The sequence below is a fragment of the Streptomyces sp. NPDC002888 genome, assembly GCF_042888465.1.
Classification (GTDB): domain Bacteria; phylum Actinomycetota; class Actinomycetes; order Streptomycetales; family Streptomycetaceae; genus Streptomyces.
In genome coordinates this window covers 125,201-139,812 of record NZ_JBIAPU010000032.1, presented here as the reverse complement: position 1 = coordinate 139,812, position 14,612 = coordinate 125,201, and the positions used below count along the sequence as shown (strand labels likewise).

The following is a 14,612-nucleotide window of genomic DNA, read 5'->3' as shown; positions in this document are numbered from 1 at the left end:
CGCCCTGCTCACCGCGATCCCGACACTGGTCGTGTACTTCGCACTGCAGAGGCAGTTCGTCAGCGGACTCACGCTCGGCGCCAACAAGGGCTGACACACCCACACGCCCCCTCCCCTACACCTCCCGGAGCATCACCAGTGAGTACCGCACGCCGCCTTCGCCTTCCCGGCATCGCCTACGGAGGCGACTACAACCCCGAGCAGTGGCCCGAGGAGGTCTGGGCCGAGGACATGCGGCTGATGCGCGAGGCAGGCGTGACCATGGTCAGCGTCGGGATCTTCTCCTGGGCGCTGCTCGAACCCGCCGAAAGCGTCTACGACTTCTCCCGCATGGACCGCATCCTCGACCTGCTCCACGAGAACGGCATCGCCGCCGACCTGGCCACCCCCACCGCCGCCCCACCGGCATGGTTCTTCCAGGCCTACCCGGGGGCACTGCCGGTCGACCGGGACGGCCGTCGACTGTGGCCCGGCAGCCGCCAGACCTTCTGCCCGTCCAGCCCCGCCTACCGCCGAGCGGCACTGCGTATCGCCAGTGTCCTCGCCGAGCGCTACGCCGCCCACCCCGCCGTCGCCATGTGGCACGTGCACAACGAGTACGGCTGTCACACCCCGGCCTGCTACTGCGACACCAGCGCCGCTGCCTTCCGCACCTGGCTCCGCGCCCGCTACGACGACCTGGACGCCCTCAACCACGCCTGGGGCACCACCTTCTGGAGCCAGTGGTACTACGACTGGGACCAGATCCTCCCGCCCCGCGCCACCGGAGCCGTCCCCAACCCCACCCACCAGCTCGACTGGCGCCGCTTCTGCTCCGACGAACTCCTCTCGCTGTGCACCGCCGAACGCGACGTGCTGCGCCAAGCCGCTCCCGACATCCCCGCCACCACCAACTTCATGGTCCTGCGCACCTTCGACGCCCTCGACTACTGGCGCTGGGCGCCCGAGTTGGACATCCTCTCCAACGACCACTACCTGATGTCCGACGACCCGGAAGCCGAAATCGACATCGCCCTCAGCGGCGATCTCATGCGGTCGCTCGCGGGCGGCCCGTGGTTCCTCATGGAGCACTCGACCGGGGCCGTCAACTGGCAGCCCGTCAACCGCGCCAAGCAGTCGGGAGAGATGCGGCGCAACGCTCTCGCCCATGTCGCCCACGGCGCCGACGGCATCGCGTTCTTCCAGTGGCGTGCGGCCAAGGCGGGCGCCGAGCAGTGGCACTCGGCGATGCTGCCGCACGCCGGCACCGACAGCCAGATCTGGCGGGACGTCGTGCAGCTGGGCACGGATCTGAAGTCCCTGGCCGAGGTGCGGGGCTCCACCGTCGCGGCGCAGGTGGCGATCGTGTGGGACTGGGACGCCCGCTGGGCACTGGAACTGCCCTCCCAGCCGAGCGGCGAACTGCGCTACCAGGACCTGGTGCGCGACTGGTACACACCCCTGTGGCGAGCAGGAATCGCCGTCGACTTCGTGCGCCCCGACGACCCCGGGCTCGACCGCTACCAGCTTGTCCTCGTGCCCAGCCTGTATCTGGTGACGGAGGAAGCCGCAGCCGGCCTCGCCCGGTTCACCGAACGCGGAGGCACGCTGGTTGTCGGCTTCCACAGCGGCATGGCCGACGAGAACGGTCACGTGTTCCTCGGCGGCTACCCCGGCGCGTTCCGCGACGTCCTCGGGGTGCTCACCGACGAGCTCTTCCCTCTGCTGCCGGGAGAGACGACCGGCCTGGCCGGCGATGTGCCTCCGGGCGCCACGGCCGACCTGTGGTCAGAACGGGTCCGACTCACCGGCGCGCTGGCCGTCGCCTCCTACGCCGACGGCCCGCTGGCCGGCCACCCGGCCGTCACCCGCCACCACCACGGCAGCGGAACGGCCTGGTATCTGGCCACACACCCCGACCCGGACACCCTCGCCGACCTGCTCCACCGCATCAGCCGGGAGGCCGACGTGGCCCGGGAGCACCAGGCGCCCGCCGGGGTCGAGGTCGTCCGGCGCCGCGGCAGCGAAGCCGACTACCTGTTCCTCATCGACCACACCGGAAAGGGGGCCGAAGTGCCCGCCGACGGCGTCGAACTCCTCACCGATTCGCCCGTCACGGGCACCGTCACCATCCCGCCCGGAGGAGTCGCCGTCGTCCGCGAACCGCACTGAGCGGAGCGCCCCACCGCGGGACGCCGATGTGAGGCTCGCGCAGCTTGGCGTACGCCCAGTGCGGTCGCCACGGGGTGACCACGACCGGCTTCTTCTTGTGGATCGCGCTCTGCAGCGCGGAGAGCATCGGGGAGCTACTGCCGTCGTCATGCCGGCTCCGTCGGCGCTTCTGTTCACCGTCCTCAACAGGTACTTCAGCACAGGCGGGGTCGGAGGGGCGCTCGCTGGGCAGTAATGGAACTCGCCCCTGCCAACCCGATCACGGAGGTGCGGAAAATCCATGACAGAGGCGACCTCCTCTCCCGGACGGCGGGCCCTCGTGGTGCGCGGCGGCTGGGAGGGTCACTCGCCGGTGGAGATCACCGGCCTGTTCCTGCCCTTCCTTCAGGAGCACGGATTCACCGTCGAGACCGCCGAGTCGCTCGCCGTCTACGGCGACGCGGACCGGCTCGCCGCCACCGACCTCGTCGTGCAGTGCTGGACCATGGGCGAGATCACCCCCGACCAGTCCCGCACCCTCGCGGCCGCGGTCCGGGCAGGCACCGGGTTCGCCGGCTGGCACGGCGGCGTCATCGACTCGTTCCGTGGCGACCTCGACTACCACTTGCTGACGGGTGGCCAGTTCCTCATGCATCCGCCTGAATTCCTGGACTACACCGTCCGGTTGCTCCCCGAGCGGGCAAGCCATCCGGTGATCGAGGGCTTGACGGACTTCGCCGTCCACACCGAGCAGTACTGGATCGCCACCGACCCTGACATCGACGTGCTCGCCACCACCACGTTCCCGGCCGGTGAGGAGCGGGACCACGCCGTCGTCATGCCGGCCGTGTGGACGAGGACCTACGGCGCCGGGAAAGTCTTCGTGTCCGCGATCGGCCACAAGATTGACGACTTCGACGTACCCGAGGTCCGTACGCTCACCGAACGGGGGCTGCTATGGGCGAGCAGGTGACGCCGCTGCGGATCGGCATGGTCGGCGCCGGAAAGATCAGTGGCCAGTACCTGGCGACGCTGGCCACGGCTGGGAACCTGCGGTTGACCGCGGTCACCGACCTGGACCCCGCCCGTGCCCATAGCGCCGCCGCCACGGCGGGCGCGGAGGCCGTCGGCAGCATCGACGACTTGCTCGCCCGCGACGACGTGGACGCGGTGCTCAACCTGACGATCCCCGCCGTTCACGCCGAGGTGGCGCTGGCGGCGACAGCTGCCGGCAAGCACGTCTACGGCGAGAAACCGCTGGCCGCCACCCGCGCGGAGGCCACCGCCGTGCTGGCCGCCGCGCGCGAGGCGGGGGTACGGGTCGGATGCGCGCCGGACACCGTGCTCGGCACCGGAACCCAGACCGGCCGCAAGGCAGTGGACGACGGTTTGATCGGCACGCCTGTCGCCGCCACTGCCTTCATGACCACGCCCGGCCATGAGGCATGGCATCCCGACCCGGAGTTCTACTACCACCCGGGCGGCGGCCCCCTGCTCGACATGGGTCCGTACTACATATCGGCGCTGATCCACCTGCTCGGCCCGGTGGTAAGGGTGACCGGCGCGGCCTCGGCACCCCGCACCGAGCGCGAGATCGCCGCCGGGCCCAGGGCCGGGCAACGCTTCGCCGTCGAGGTCGACACCCACGTCACCGGCATCCTGCACCACGCCAACGGCGCGCTGTCCACGCTGGTGATGAGCTTCGACATACACGGCTCCAGCCTGCCCACGATCGAAGTGCACGGCACCAAAGGGTCGTTGTCTCTGCCGGACCCCAACACCTTCGACGGGCCGGTGCGGTTGTGGCCTGCTCGCGCCGACGGCTGGCAGCTGCTCCCGGTGTCCGCCGGCCACGAGCGCGCAGGGCGCGGTATCGGCCTGGCCGACCTCGCCGACGCCCTGGCGGCGGGGCGCCCGCACCTCGCCTCCGCCGAACTCGCCGAGCACGTTCTGGACGTGATGCTCACCCTGCTGGACTCCGCGAACGAGGGCCGGACCCTGACGGCGACCACCACCTGGGAGCGGCCCGCGTCGGCCGGCTGAGCCGGTCGTCTCCCGCAACCTCCGTCACACGTCACATATCAAAATGGTGGCAGCCCAGTGTTGAGCCTGTCGGCAGGCACTCGCTCGATGCGGGTCCAGGCGGGTCCAGGCGGGTCCAGCCCCTCCAGCCCCGCTCCTCGACGCCCCCTCGCGGCACCCGCATTCACCGTCACCGACGAGAACACCTGTCGGCTTCACGTCGCCGAGTCGGGGGGCCTGGTGCACCGACGCGAGCAGCGGAACCGTAGCCCGACTCGCCTTGCACCGGTTCGACTGGGTCTGCATCGACATGCAGCACGGCCGGTACGGACACACCGAACTGCTGGAAGTCGCGCGCGGGCGGCACGAGCCGACGTCGGCGGACCTGGTGGTGCGGGTCCCCTCCCCTGAGTTCACCGGCATCGGTTTCGCCCTCGACGCGGGTGCAACCGCCGTCATCGTTCCCCAGATCGACTCGGCCGACAACGCACGCGCGGCCGTGGACGCGGCCTTCTACCCACCTCTGGGGCGTCGCAGCTACGGACAGATACACCCCACGTGGGGCGCTCCCGCAAAAGACGTGGCGCAAGCCAACCAGGACACGATCTGTGCCGTCATGATCGAATCCGCGGCAGCCCTGGAGAACGTCGAGAGCATCGCAGCAGTTCCCGGGGTCGGCATGTTGTTCGTCGGCCCCTACGACCTGTCCCTGTCGTTGGGTACCACCGTGCAAGACCTCCTCGACGACCACTCGGCCGACTCGGCCCTGGGGCGGATATCTGCCGCCGCTCACAGGAACGGCCTGATGGCCGGCGCCTATGGCGGTGAACCCTCCACCGCCCGCCGGTTCACCGACCGTGGCTTCACGTGCACGGCCTGGGCCCCCGACATCTGGATGACGCAAACCGGAGCCGGAGCGGCCTTCGTCGATGGTGTGTCGAGTGCCCTCTCGTAGGCTATGGGACTGCGCTCTCCGAGGTGGGAGCGGCGACGCCTGATGCTGTAGCGGTGCGACGACCGGCGGAACAGGTTGAGGCGGGCTCCCCACCGCGACAGGTCCCCCGGTGGAAGGTTGTCGGCTACTGCTCACCCAGGCTGGTGGCGTGTTGATCCACCTCGATGTCCGAGCGCCGTGCGCCGGTGAATCGTGTCGGCCGGAAGGCCCGGAGGAGGTCTTGTTCCTGATCGGTTGTGACCTCGGTCGCGACCAGCCGTCCCAGAATCGGCGCCAAGGTGACCCCGCTGTGCGAGACGAGGCAGTAGACGCGGGACTGCGCGGAGGCATAGCCGGCAACGGTGTGGCCGTCCGCGGGCAGTGACCGGAAACCGACGCGCAGGTCGATCTTCGGTGCCCGGCTCGGGTCGGTCAGCAGTGCGGCGAACCGCCGAGCGAGGGTGCTCGCCATGTCGCCGTCCACGGCCGGTGGGTCTGCCGGATCGACGTCACCGTTCAAATCGAGAGCCTGCAGGACGGTATGCCCGCCGGCCGCGGGGCGGAGGTTGAGGCCGGGGCTGTGGATCACACAGCGCAGGCCGAGTTCCGGGGACCTGGCGTAGCCGAGCAGACCCACGGTCTGCGCTCCGCGACCGACATCCGTCACCATGGGAACGTCGATCCCGGCCCGAGCGGCGAGCCGTTCTGTCCAGCGGCCTGCCGCCAGGACGAGTCGATCGCCCGTACAGACCCGGCCTGAGGCCAGGGTGACGGATATTCCGTCAGGCCTGTCGTCGATGGCCACTACCTCGCCGATCGCGAACTTGGCTCCGTGCTGCTCGGCATCCGCCAGCAGGTTGCCCACGAAGAGATCCGGCAGAACGTATCCCTCGCTGGGGAAGTGCGCGATGGACGTGATGGCCGCCGGGATCCGGAGGTCGCCTGCGATCCGAGTTGCTTCGTCCGGCGTGACCCAGTGAGCGGGGTAGTCCAGGGACTGCAGTCGTTCCACGTTGCCGGCGAGCCACTGCTCGTTTGCGGCATCCGCCCACTGCAGCGCCCCGCTGGGGAAGTACGAGGGTGCGCCGCGCAGTTGCTCGGCGAGCCTGGCGTGCTCCTCCATCCCAGCGAGGTTCAGCCGGTGGTAGTCCGGGGCGAGCTTCCGGCTGGAGTTGGTCCAGGCGAAGGTGGTCGCGGTCGTACCGGTGCCGGCTCCCCATTGATCGAGCAGGAGAACGTCCTCGCCGGCGACGGCAAGATGCCTCGCGACGCTCACGCCCAGCACGCCGGCACCGATGATGATGACCTTCATTGTTTCCACACTTCCTTTCTGGCAGCGACACGCTGCTCATGTGGCGGGGGCGGGAAGCTCCAGGAAGAACTCGGCGGTTCCCGGACGGACGACGGTCGTGACCACCTCGACGGTGCCTCCGTCATCGGCACGCAACTCCCTGCGCCTCATCAGCGCGGGTGTTCCGGTCTCGCTGTGCAGCAATGCGGCGTCCTGGTCGTCGAGGGTCACCGGGTCGAGGTAGAGCCGGATCGCATCGATCGGTACTCCTTGGCGCTGGAGATACGGGAGGGTGACGAGGTCTTCGAGGTTCTCGTTCAGCAGGTCGGGGGCGACTGCGAAGAGAACGACGTGCCGCTCGACCGACTGTGGCTCCTCGCGTACGTCGAGCTTGCGGCGGACCAGTTCCACTACGGCCGTGTCGGCGGAGGCGCCCGGGAGGGCCAGGATGGCGTCTGCGGCCCTGACGATCCGCGCGGAAACGACTTCGTGTCTGCCCGATGCGCCCTTTGCGGCTGCCGCGGGGGTGACGAAGTTGAGCAGATTGATCTGCCGCGTCACGTCCGCGACGAACGTTCCGTGGCGACGTCGGCGAATCGCCAGTCCCGCCTCGGCCAGGTCGTTGAGGACCCGTTGGGCCGTGGCACGGCTGACGCCGTGTTGGGTGGAAAGGTCTTTCTCGGTTGGCAGTCGGGCGCCGGGGGGCAAATCCCCGGCCCGGATCTTCGCTTCGATCTCTCGCCTGATCTGTACGTAAAGCGGCACGGTCATGGTTAGACCGTACATTCAGCCAATTGACTGGTGATGGCGAGCTGACCAGCCAGTTCTTCGGCGCCCCCGCCTTGTTGGCGGGGTGCTGTTTCTGACCCGTCCCGCACGGTTGCTGGACCAGGTCACATTGCACGGGCCGCGGGGGTCCCCGGAGCCGAACTCCCGACGGCACGGGGGCATCTGGAGCGTTCCGCAACGCCGATGACGGGTGATCGGACCCGCCTCCGCCGATTCGCCGAGGACACGCAGGGCCCCGGCGCGGCCGGCGTCGTAACGACGGCTTCGTCATGTCGGTCTCCCGCCTGACTGCACGCTGAGTAGGCGACATGATTAGACTGTACAATCGCGCAATTGACCGGTCAATAGTGCGTTCGCCGCGGGGTCCATTCATCAGCACCCACCCGGAAACACTGGTGTCATGCGCGGACTGCGCCAGCGCTGAAAGCCCTCTCCCTGCAAACAACCAAGTGCCTGTTGTCGTCGTCTAAAGGGGCGCCAAACCGATCACCAAGTTCCACTTGGAGGAAACATGCGTAAGGCATCGCGCGGAGCGTTACTCGCCGCGACCGCTACGGTGAGCCTGTCCCTGGTGGTGGCGGCTCCGACCGCGTTCGCCGAGGGGAGCGCAGGCACGACGGCCGCCGCCTGCGAGACCGGCTGGGGCAGCCTGCCGAGAACAGCGAGCAGCAGCGCGCCGGCGTTCCTGACGAACGTCAGGACGGGCAGTCACGACTGCTACGACCGCATCGTCTTCGACATCCCCGCAGGGAGCACCAGCCGGCTCGGCTACTACGTCCAGTACGTCGACGCCTTCGAGCAGGACGGCAGCGGGGACCCGATCCCGGTCTCCGGCGGCGCGATCCTGGAGGTCCGCGTCCAGGCGGCCTCGTACGACATGGAGAACCACCAGGTGACCTATCCGGGCAAGGCCAAGCAGCCGCTGCCCGGCGTGGACCTGACGGGCTACAAGACCTTCCGCGACGCCAAGTTCGGCGCCAGCTTCGAGGGCTACAGCCAGGTCGGTCTGGGCGTGCGCGCCCGTCTGCCGTTCAAGGTGACCCAGCTGTCCGACAAGCTCGTGGTGGACGTCGCCCACTCCTGGTAAGGCGGCCTGCCGGCCCCCTGCTGTGGTGGTGCGGCGAACTCGACGAGCGGCAGTACCGGACATCACTCCGGCCCCGCAGCCGCTGCGGGTGCCGTTCGTCGAGCAGGACTACGAGATCCCGCGTGATTGCCGGCAGTGCGGCGACGGTCCGCATCACGCTTCAGCCGCAGGACCGTACTGCGCGGGTCACGGACACCCTGATGACGTGGGCCAGGCGGGCGCCGGCGCGGCCCGCCAGGGCGAGTCCGACCGCGGCGCGGACCACGTCCCGCACCGAACAACAGCTCCTTCGATCGGGGCGCAGTCGGCACTTTGTTGACATGTTCAAGACATGTGATTAGCATCCGGGAAATCTTGGAAAGCGCTTTCCGTTCGGTCCCTCGCACGACCCGACAAGATCCGCCCACTCACCCCGGGAGGAAACGCATGAGGTCGTCGTTATACGCCGCACGCGGCGTTCCCCTCTCACACTCGCCCTGTTGCTCGGCGCGGCGGCGATGCCGGCCGGAACCGCCGCCGAGCAGACCCGGGCCTTCGGAGTCGCTTCCTCGGCCGACGGCTACGACGAGTCGGGGGCCGGGCCGACTGTTCCAGCGCGACAGCGGCTCCACCGGGCCCGGCGCGTGTGAGACCTACGGCACCGTGACAAAGCCACGCACCCACTGATCAACCGTCGTCCCCACACGCGACGGTCACCCCCCACAGGAGGACCCCTCAATGAGTGCACAACGTGCCCCGATGGCCTGGCGCAACAAGGCGGTCGTCGCCGCGCTGACAGCCGCCGTACTGGTCGGTCCGGGCATCGCGCAGGCCACCCCGCAGACCGCACCGGCATCCCAGGGACGGGTGGCGGCGGCCAGCATCACCTGGACCCTCGAACGGGCGAGCAACCCCACCGCGGACCAGCGCACGGCCTATGACCTCATCACCAAGGCCATGAACGCCGCGGTCGCCAGGTACAACAACGTCAGCGACCTGGGCAAGACCATCACCGTCCGCTACGACCCGGGTGTGCCCACCGCCGACGGCAACATCAACGGAACCATACGCTTCGGCAACCGTAGCTACATGACCGAGCGGACCGCTCTGCACGAGATCGCCCACACCATCGGCGTGGGGACGAGCTCGGGCTGGTCCCGCCTCGGCGGCAGCGGCACCTGGACCGGCGCCCAGGCCACGGCACTGGTCAAGCAGTTCGACGGTTCGGGCGCCAAACTATCCACCGGCGGCGGCCACTTCTGGCCGTACGGCCTGAACTACGAGAACGAATTCTCGACCACGGCGGCCGACCGCCACGTCCAGATCGTCGCCGCGATGGTGCGCGACGGTTTGTGATCTGAAGGGCTGGTGCCCGGGGCCCGCAAGCGCTCCGGGTACCAGCCCGCCCACCGTTCGCAAAAGCACCCGCGTTTGTTCTTGGTGGCGATCGTCGCATCATGTTTTTGGTGGCGATCGTCGCATCATGTCCGCCGCCGACGACATCGACGACGTCGTTGCCCGCCTGCGCACTCACGGCGCCGAACTCGTCGGTGAGCTGGCGCAGTACGAGGACAGCTATCGGCTCTGCTACGTCCGCGGCCCCGAGGGCATCATCGTCGGGCTGGCCGAGCAGCTCAGCTGAGGGCCCTCGAAGGGACCGTGAGCCCAAGGAACTCATCCCAACGGCGGGGCAGTGCAGATGCGTGTGCTGGGCAAGGAACTACCCCGACGCCCTCGCTACCCGCGCCAACCTCGCTCTTCCTTGTACGGGGGGCCGTCCAGCGCGCAGCGGTTTTCGGCGGGCACAGCCCGCTCAGCCGGACGGGTGGAGGGTGGCGGTGGCCACGACCGAGCTGTCGGCCGCGAGCAGGTGCACGCCGGTCACAGGTGCCGAGCCGGCGGGGTAGGACGCGACCCAGTGAGCGTACCCGTCGGCCAGGGAGAAGGTGCCGATGTCGGCCTTGGAGCCGTCCGCCCGTTCGATCCGGCAGGTGACCTTGCCCTGGAGGGCTGCCCGAACGCCGGCGGGAAGGTCGTCGGTGTCCACCGACATGTACACCCAGGGCGGCCGGCCCGTGTAGGCGAAGACCCGTCCCACGTCCTGGCTGTGGGAGGTGAGGTCGGCGCTGAGCAGCCGGTCGGGCCGGGTCGGGCTGGTGGCGGACGGTGAGGGTACAGAGGTGAAGCCGATCGCCCATCCGCCCACGACCAGCGCTGCGGCTGCCACAGCGGCTGCGGCACTGAGGCCGAGCCGTCGGCGCAGTGTCCGGCGACGGCGTCGGAGCGGCCGTCCGATGCGCTGGAGCACGCGGGTTTCGAACCCCACGGGTGGCTCGCGTCCCGGGATCAGGTTCAGCAGTTCGTCGGCCGTGCGCGCCAGCTCCCGGACGTTCTCCGAGCACCCGGGGCAGCGCTGCAGGTGGGCCAGAGCTGCGGCGCGCTCCTGGGCGGGCAGCACTCCCAGTGCCGCTTCGGCGGCGATGTCCCGCAGCCGTGGGCACGCGAACGCGTCGTCGCCGGTCATGATGTCGTGTCCTGCCTGTGCGTCAGGGCCTCGCGCAGCTTGCCCAGCGCCGTCCGGATCCGGGTCTTGGCGGTGCCGAGGGGCACCTGCTCCAGGTCCGCCACCTGTTGCGCCGTCATTCCGTAGACGCCGGCCATGACGATGGCGCGGGCCTGGCCCGCCGGCAGATCCGCTATGGCCCGCCGCAACTCAGCCGAGTCCTCGCCGGCCACCGCCAGTCGCTCGGGGGTGTCGGTGGCCGCTTCCAGCAGGGGTGCCATCCGGGTGGGCTCCACGGGGACCGCCCTGCGGGAGCGCACGGCGTCGATCGCCAGGTTGTGGGCGATGGCCGTCAACCAGGTGCGGACCGATCCGCGGCGCGAGTCGTAGACCTGGGCGTGCCGCCAGGCCTGCTCAAAGGTCTGCTGGGCCACGTCCTCCGCGAGCTGGGCGTCGCCGGTGACCGTCATGGCCACTCCGAAGATCTTGTGCTGGAACCGGCGGACGAACGCCACCGCGAACTCGGGGTCGTCGGTCGTCAACCCCGCCAGCAGCGCGTCATCGGGCATCCGCTCCAGAGAAATACCCAAATGGTGCATATCACTACTACGTACCATCTTCCCGGAGGGATTGTCCGACGGCAGGCCCGGGTGCCGGCGGTTCCACGTCCTTGCGGTGTGAGGGCAGCAGCGCGTCGAACGCCTCGGCGAGAGGGCCGATGCCGGGCCGGGCGGCCGGGTCCGGTTCCAGGCACGCGTCGATCGCGACGGCGAGCCCACGCGGCAGGCGGCGCCGGGTGCCCACGGGCGGAGCCCTGCCCTCCAGCTGCGGGTACGCGTGCTGCCCGCTGTAGGTGTCGCTGAGGCTTGCGGGTGTCGGTACGGCGCCGGATTCGCCGCCGGCCGGCTCTGCGTCCGTGGTGGTGGACGTGCTGTCGGTCGGGAAGGCGGTGGAGAACGGGATGTCACCGGTAGCGGCCTCGTACAGGGTGATGCCCACCCCCCACACGTCCGCGGCGGCCGAGAGGCTTCCGCCGCGCGCCTGCTCGGGGGCGAGATAGCAGGGGGTGCCGATGCCGGCGGCCGCGGGTCCGGGCGGGCGGGCGACGCTGAGGTCGAGCAGTTTGGCGCGCCGGCAGTCGATGGTCACGTTGGAGGGCTTCACGTCCAGGTGCAGCAGGCCCCGGCCGTGCAGGTAGTGCAGGGCGGAGCACAGGTGCACGCCGAGGAAGGCCAGGTCATGAGCGGCAAGCCGGTGCCGCAGACGGTCGATGAGGTAGGCCACGGTCTCGCCGGTCAGTGTCTCCAGGACGACGAGGGGCTCGGGCATCTCGACCGTTTCGTACGCACGGACCAGGTGCGGGTGACTGAACGCCTGGAGCCAGCGGCCCTCGCGCAGGAGCCGTTCACGCAGCCGTGCTTCGTGCCGGCGGTCCGGACGGAGCATCTTCACAAGACAGCGGCAGTCCCGCTCGTAGCTCCAGGCGTCGTACACATCGAGCCACCCGGTCCGGGTCAGGTGGGCCAGGACCTCGTATCCGGCGACCGGGGCCGCCCCCGGGGGCAGGGTAGGGGCCGGCGGGTCCGTTCGGTGCGTGCGGGCCGCCGGCAGCCCGGGAAGGTTCGGACGGCTCATGGGAAGGCCTTCATCGCGGGGGCCGCAGGGGCGTGGAGCCGGTGCAGCCGGGCATAGGTCGTACCGCTCGCCAGCAGGTCGTGGTGTGTTCCCCGTTCGACGACCCGGCCGCGCTCGAGCACCAGGATCTCGGTGGCGTCGTGGACGGTGAGCAGGTTGTGGGAGATGACGATCGTGGTGCGTCCGGCCATCAGCCGACGCAGCGGTTCCATGACACGCCGGCCCGACTCGGCGTCCAGGCCGGTGGTCGGCTCGTCCAGGATGAGGACGGGCGCGTCGCGGATCATGGCCCGGGCGATCGCCAGTCGCTGGCGCTGGCCTCCGGACAGCAGCCTTCCGCGCTGGCCCACGACGGTGTCGTAGCCCTCCGGCAGGGCGGTGACGAAGTCGTGCGCGTCCGCGGCGCGTGCCGCCGCGACGACCTCGCGCTCACTCGCGTCCGGACGGCCGTAGAGGATGTTCTCGCGCACGGTGCCATGCAGGACGAGCGTCTCCTGGAGCACCACGGCCACGTTGTCACGGACATCGGCCAGTCGCAGGGTCCTCAGGTCCCTCCCGTCGAGCCGGACGGCGCCGTGACCGGGGTCGTAGAAGCGCAGCAGGAGTTTGGCGAGGGTGGACTTCCCCGCGCCGCTGGCCCCGACCACCGCCAGGGTCTGGCCGGGCCCCACACGCAACGACACGTCGCACAGCGCGGGCCGGTCGGTCCCCGGATAGGTGAAGCCGACACCGTCGAACTCCACCCACCCGTGAGCACGCCCGAGCGGCACACAGGCGGGCACCTCGCTCACCTGCGGGCGCTGGTCGAGCAGCTCGATGATCCGCTCCGCGGCGGCGGAGGCCGCGTAGAACGTGCTGTTCAGGTGGGACAGACCCCTGATCGGGCTGTAGAGCTTGCTCAGCAGGGCCAGGAAGACCAGCAACTCCCCCAGGGTGAGACGGCCACGTGCCAGTTGCCAGGTGCCCAGCCCCATCACCAGCAGGGCCCCGCTCATCTCGACGAGGTCGACGAGCGGCCCGAAGACGGCCCGGATCCTGGTCGAGGCCATGGTGGCGCGGTACCTTCCGAGGTTCTCGCGCTGGAACCTGCCCTGCTCCCACTCCTGGCGGTTGTACGCCTGCACCAGAGCGATGTTGCCCAGGACCTCCTCGGCGACCGCGCTGAGCGAACCACTGCGCCGGCGGCGTTCCCGGGAGGCGGCCTTCACCAGCCGGGAGAAGTACCGGGCCGCACACCAGAACAGCGGCACGATGACGAGGGCGAAGAGCGTCAGGTCCCAGCTCAGGTAGAAGAGCATGCCGAGGAAAATGCCCAGCCGCATCACGTACCAGAGTGCCTGGGCCACCCCCGAGAGCAGGAACGTCTCGACCGCGTCGACGTCACCGGTGACCCGGGCCATCACGTCGCCGAGCCGACGCCGCTCGAAGAAGCCGAGCGAGAGGCGCTGCACGTGCCGGAACACATCCGCCCGCAGGGCCAGCAGGAACCGCTCACCGACCCAGGTGCTGGTCACGTCGTCGGCGAACGACAAGATGCCCGAAGCGAGGCTGAGCCCGACATACGCCAGCGCGATCGGCAGGAACCGGCTCAGGTCGCGCTGGACGAGCACCTCGTCCACCACGACCTTGAACAGCCATATCTCGGCCGCGTCGATGGCGGGACCGACCACACAGAACGCGACAAGCAGCAGTAGCCAACGCCGCCCGCCGCGCGTGTAGGGCCAGAAGCGCCGGAAGACCTGCCTCACGGCCAGTGGCGGCGCTGCGGCGACGATCTGCTCGCTCGACGACTCGGCGACGGTGAGCAGTCGCCGCAGTGCCGGGGCCCGCGCGGTGCCGCGGGCGGAGTGCCGGTGAAGTTTCACGGAACGCGGCTCACAACACGTCGTCCCACGGCGGCCGGGAGGTCGACTCGACCGGCCGCCGAGGGCACACCGGCGTCACTTGTGCGTGCCGGTGCTGCTGGTGTGACGGCGGTGCTTGCCGTGGTGGTGGTGACTCGTCCTTCCCTTCGAAGTCGTGGTGGTGTTCTTCCTGCGCTTGGGGTGCCTCTTGGCAGGTGCCAGGTGGCCGAAGAGCGACATGATCCTTTCCCTTCCATCTCGCACACGTCACTAGGACATACGTGAGATCTCGCTCGCGGGATGGCGATTCCGCCAAGATTTTTCGCGTCCGGACCCGACCCACCGAAAGGGTTCGTGGGCGCCAATGTCGCGGTATCCGGGGACGGGCAGGGTGTCCG

General features: G+C 69.6%; 12 protein-coding genes and 3 pseudogenes. 8 read left to right on the top strand and 7 right to left on the bottom strand.

Going from position 1 to position 14,612, the window contains the following annotated elements:
* Both ACFYWX_RS38755 and ACFYWX_RS38750 read left to right on the top strand, forming a co-directional pair.
* A pseudogene (locus ACFYWX_RS38755) lies at window positions 1-94 on the top strand (carbohydrate ABC transporter permease); the annotation flags it as partial.
* A 44-nt stretch (window positions 95-138) separates the two neighbouring features.
* Window positions 139-2,151: a beta-galactosidase gene (locus tag ACFYWX_RS38750; RefSeq protein ID WP_389429688.1), complete on the top strand. Its 2,013-nt coding sequence runs from the start codon at window positions 139-141 to the stop codon at window positions 2,149-2,151.
* Here the strand turns inward: ACFYWX_RS38750 and ACFYWX_RS38745 are convergent.
* A complete protein-coding gene (locus tag ACFYWX_RS38745; protein WP_389429692.1) occupies window positions 2,105-2,383 on the bottom strand; it encodes a glycine betaine ABC transporter substrate-binding protein in 279 nt (92 codons plus the stop codon). The two genes, ACFYWX_RS38750 and ACFYWX_RS38745, sit on opposite strands and share 47 nt — an antisense overlap.
* A 48-nt stretch (window positions 2,384-2,431) precedes the next feature.
* On the opposite strand from ACFYWX_RS38745, the gene ACFYWX_RS38740 reads away from it, so the two are divergent.
* The 3 genes and pseudogenes from ACFYWX_RS38740 to ACFYWX_RS38730 form a co-directional block, all read left to right on the top strand.
* Window positions 2,432-3,103: a ThuA domain-containing protein gene (locus ACFYWX_RS38740; protein ID WP_389429687.1), complete on the top strand. Its 672-nt coding sequence runs from the start codon at window positions 2,432-2,434 to the stop codon at window positions 3,101-3,103.
* A complete protein-coding gene (locus ACFYWX_RS38735) occupies window positions 3,088-4,173 on the top strand; it encodes a Gfo/Idh/MocA family protein (RefSeq protein ID WP_389429686.1) in 1,086 nt (361 codons plus the stop codon). The genes ACFYWX_RS38740 and ACFYWX_RS38735 overlap by 16 nt, the downstream gene beginning before the upstream one ends.
* A gap of 229 nt (window positions 4,174-4,402) precedes the next feature.
* Window positions 4,403-5,107, top strand: a pseudogene (locus ACFYWX_RS38730) (HpcH/HpaI aldolase/citrate lyase family protein); the annotation flags it as partial.
* Window positions 5,108-5,231: 124 nt separating this feature from the next.
* On the opposite strand, the gene ACFYWX_RS38725 reads toward ACFYWX_RS38730, so the two are convergent.
* Both ACFYWX_RS38725 and ACFYWX_RS38720 read right to left on the bottom strand, forming a co-directional pair.
* Complete coding sequence (locus ACFYWX_RS38725) at window positions 5,232-6,398, bottom strand: NAD(P)/FAD-dependent oxidoreductase (RefSeq protein WP_389429685.1); 1,167 nt, start codon at window positions 6,396-6,398, stop codon at window positions 5,232-5,234.
* 36 nt (window positions 6,399-6,434) lie between these two features.
* Window positions 6,435-7,148 (bottom strand): GntR family transcriptional regulator, encoded by a 714-nt coding sequence (locus ACFYWX_RS38720; protein WP_389429684.1) that lies wholly within the window; start codon window positions 7,146-7,148, stop codon window positions 6,435-6,437.
* A gap of 529 nt (window positions 7,149-7,677) precedes the next feature.
* Between ACFYWX_RS38720 and ACFYWX_RS38715 the strand changes: the two genes are divergently transcribed.
* The 3 genes and pseudogenes from ACFYWX_RS38715 to ACFYWX_RS38705 form a co-directional block, all read left to right on the top strand.
* Complete coding sequence (locus ACFYWX_RS38715; protein WP_389429682.1) at window positions 7,678-8,253, top strand: hypothetical protein; 576 nt, start codon at window positions 7,678-7,680, stop codon at window positions 8,251-8,253.
* 717 nt (window positions 8,254-8,970) lie between these two features.
* Complete coding sequence (locus tag ACFYWX_RS38710) at window positions 8,971-9,588, top strand: hypothetical protein (protein WP_389429680.1); 618 nt, start codon at window positions 8,971-8,973, stop codon at window positions 9,586-9,588.
* 118 nt (window positions 9,589-9,706) lie between these two features.
* Window positions 9,707-9,874, top strand: a pseudogene (locus ACFYWX_RS38705) (VOC family protein); the annotation flags it as partial.
* Window positions 9,875-10,045: 171 nt separating this feature from the next.
* Here the strand turns inward: ACFYWX_RS38705 and ACFYWX_RS38700 are convergent.
* Genes ACFYWX_RS38700 through ACFYWX_RS38685 form a run of 4 tightly spaced genes read right to left on the bottom strand, consistent with a single transcriptional unit; the run spans window position 10,046 to window position 14,235 of the window.
* Complete coding sequence (locus ACFYWX_RS38700) at window positions 10,046-10,756, bottom strand: hypothetical protein (protein WP_389429678.1); 711 nt, start codon at window positions 10,754-10,756, stop codon at window positions 10,046-10,048.
* On the bottom strand, window positions 10,753-11,304 hold the full coding sequence (locus ACFYWX_RS38695; RefSeq protein ID WP_389429676.1) for an RNA polymerase sigma factor: 552 nt from the start codon (window positions 11,302-11,304) through the stop codon (window positions 10,753-10,755). The genes ACFYWX_RS38700 and ACFYWX_RS38695 overlap by 4 nt, the downstream gene beginning before the upstream one ends.
* Before the next feature lie 37 nt (window positions 11,305-11,341).
* Window positions 11,342-12,370 (bottom strand): serine/threonine-protein kinase, encoded by a 1,029-nt coding sequence (locus ACFYWX_RS38690; protein ID WP_389429675.1) that lies wholly within the window; start codon window positions 12,368-12,370, stop codon window positions 11,342-11,344.
* Window positions 12,367-14,235: an ABC transporter ATP-binding protein gene (locus tag ACFYWX_RS38685; protein WP_389429673.1), complete on the bottom strand. Its 1,869-nt coding sequence runs from the start codon at window positions 14,233-14,235 to the stop codon at window positions 12,367-12,369. The genes ACFYWX_RS38690 and ACFYWX_RS38685 overlap by 4 nt, the downstream gene beginning before the upstream one ends.
* Between the last annotated feature and the right edge of the window lie 377 nt (window positions 14,236-14,612).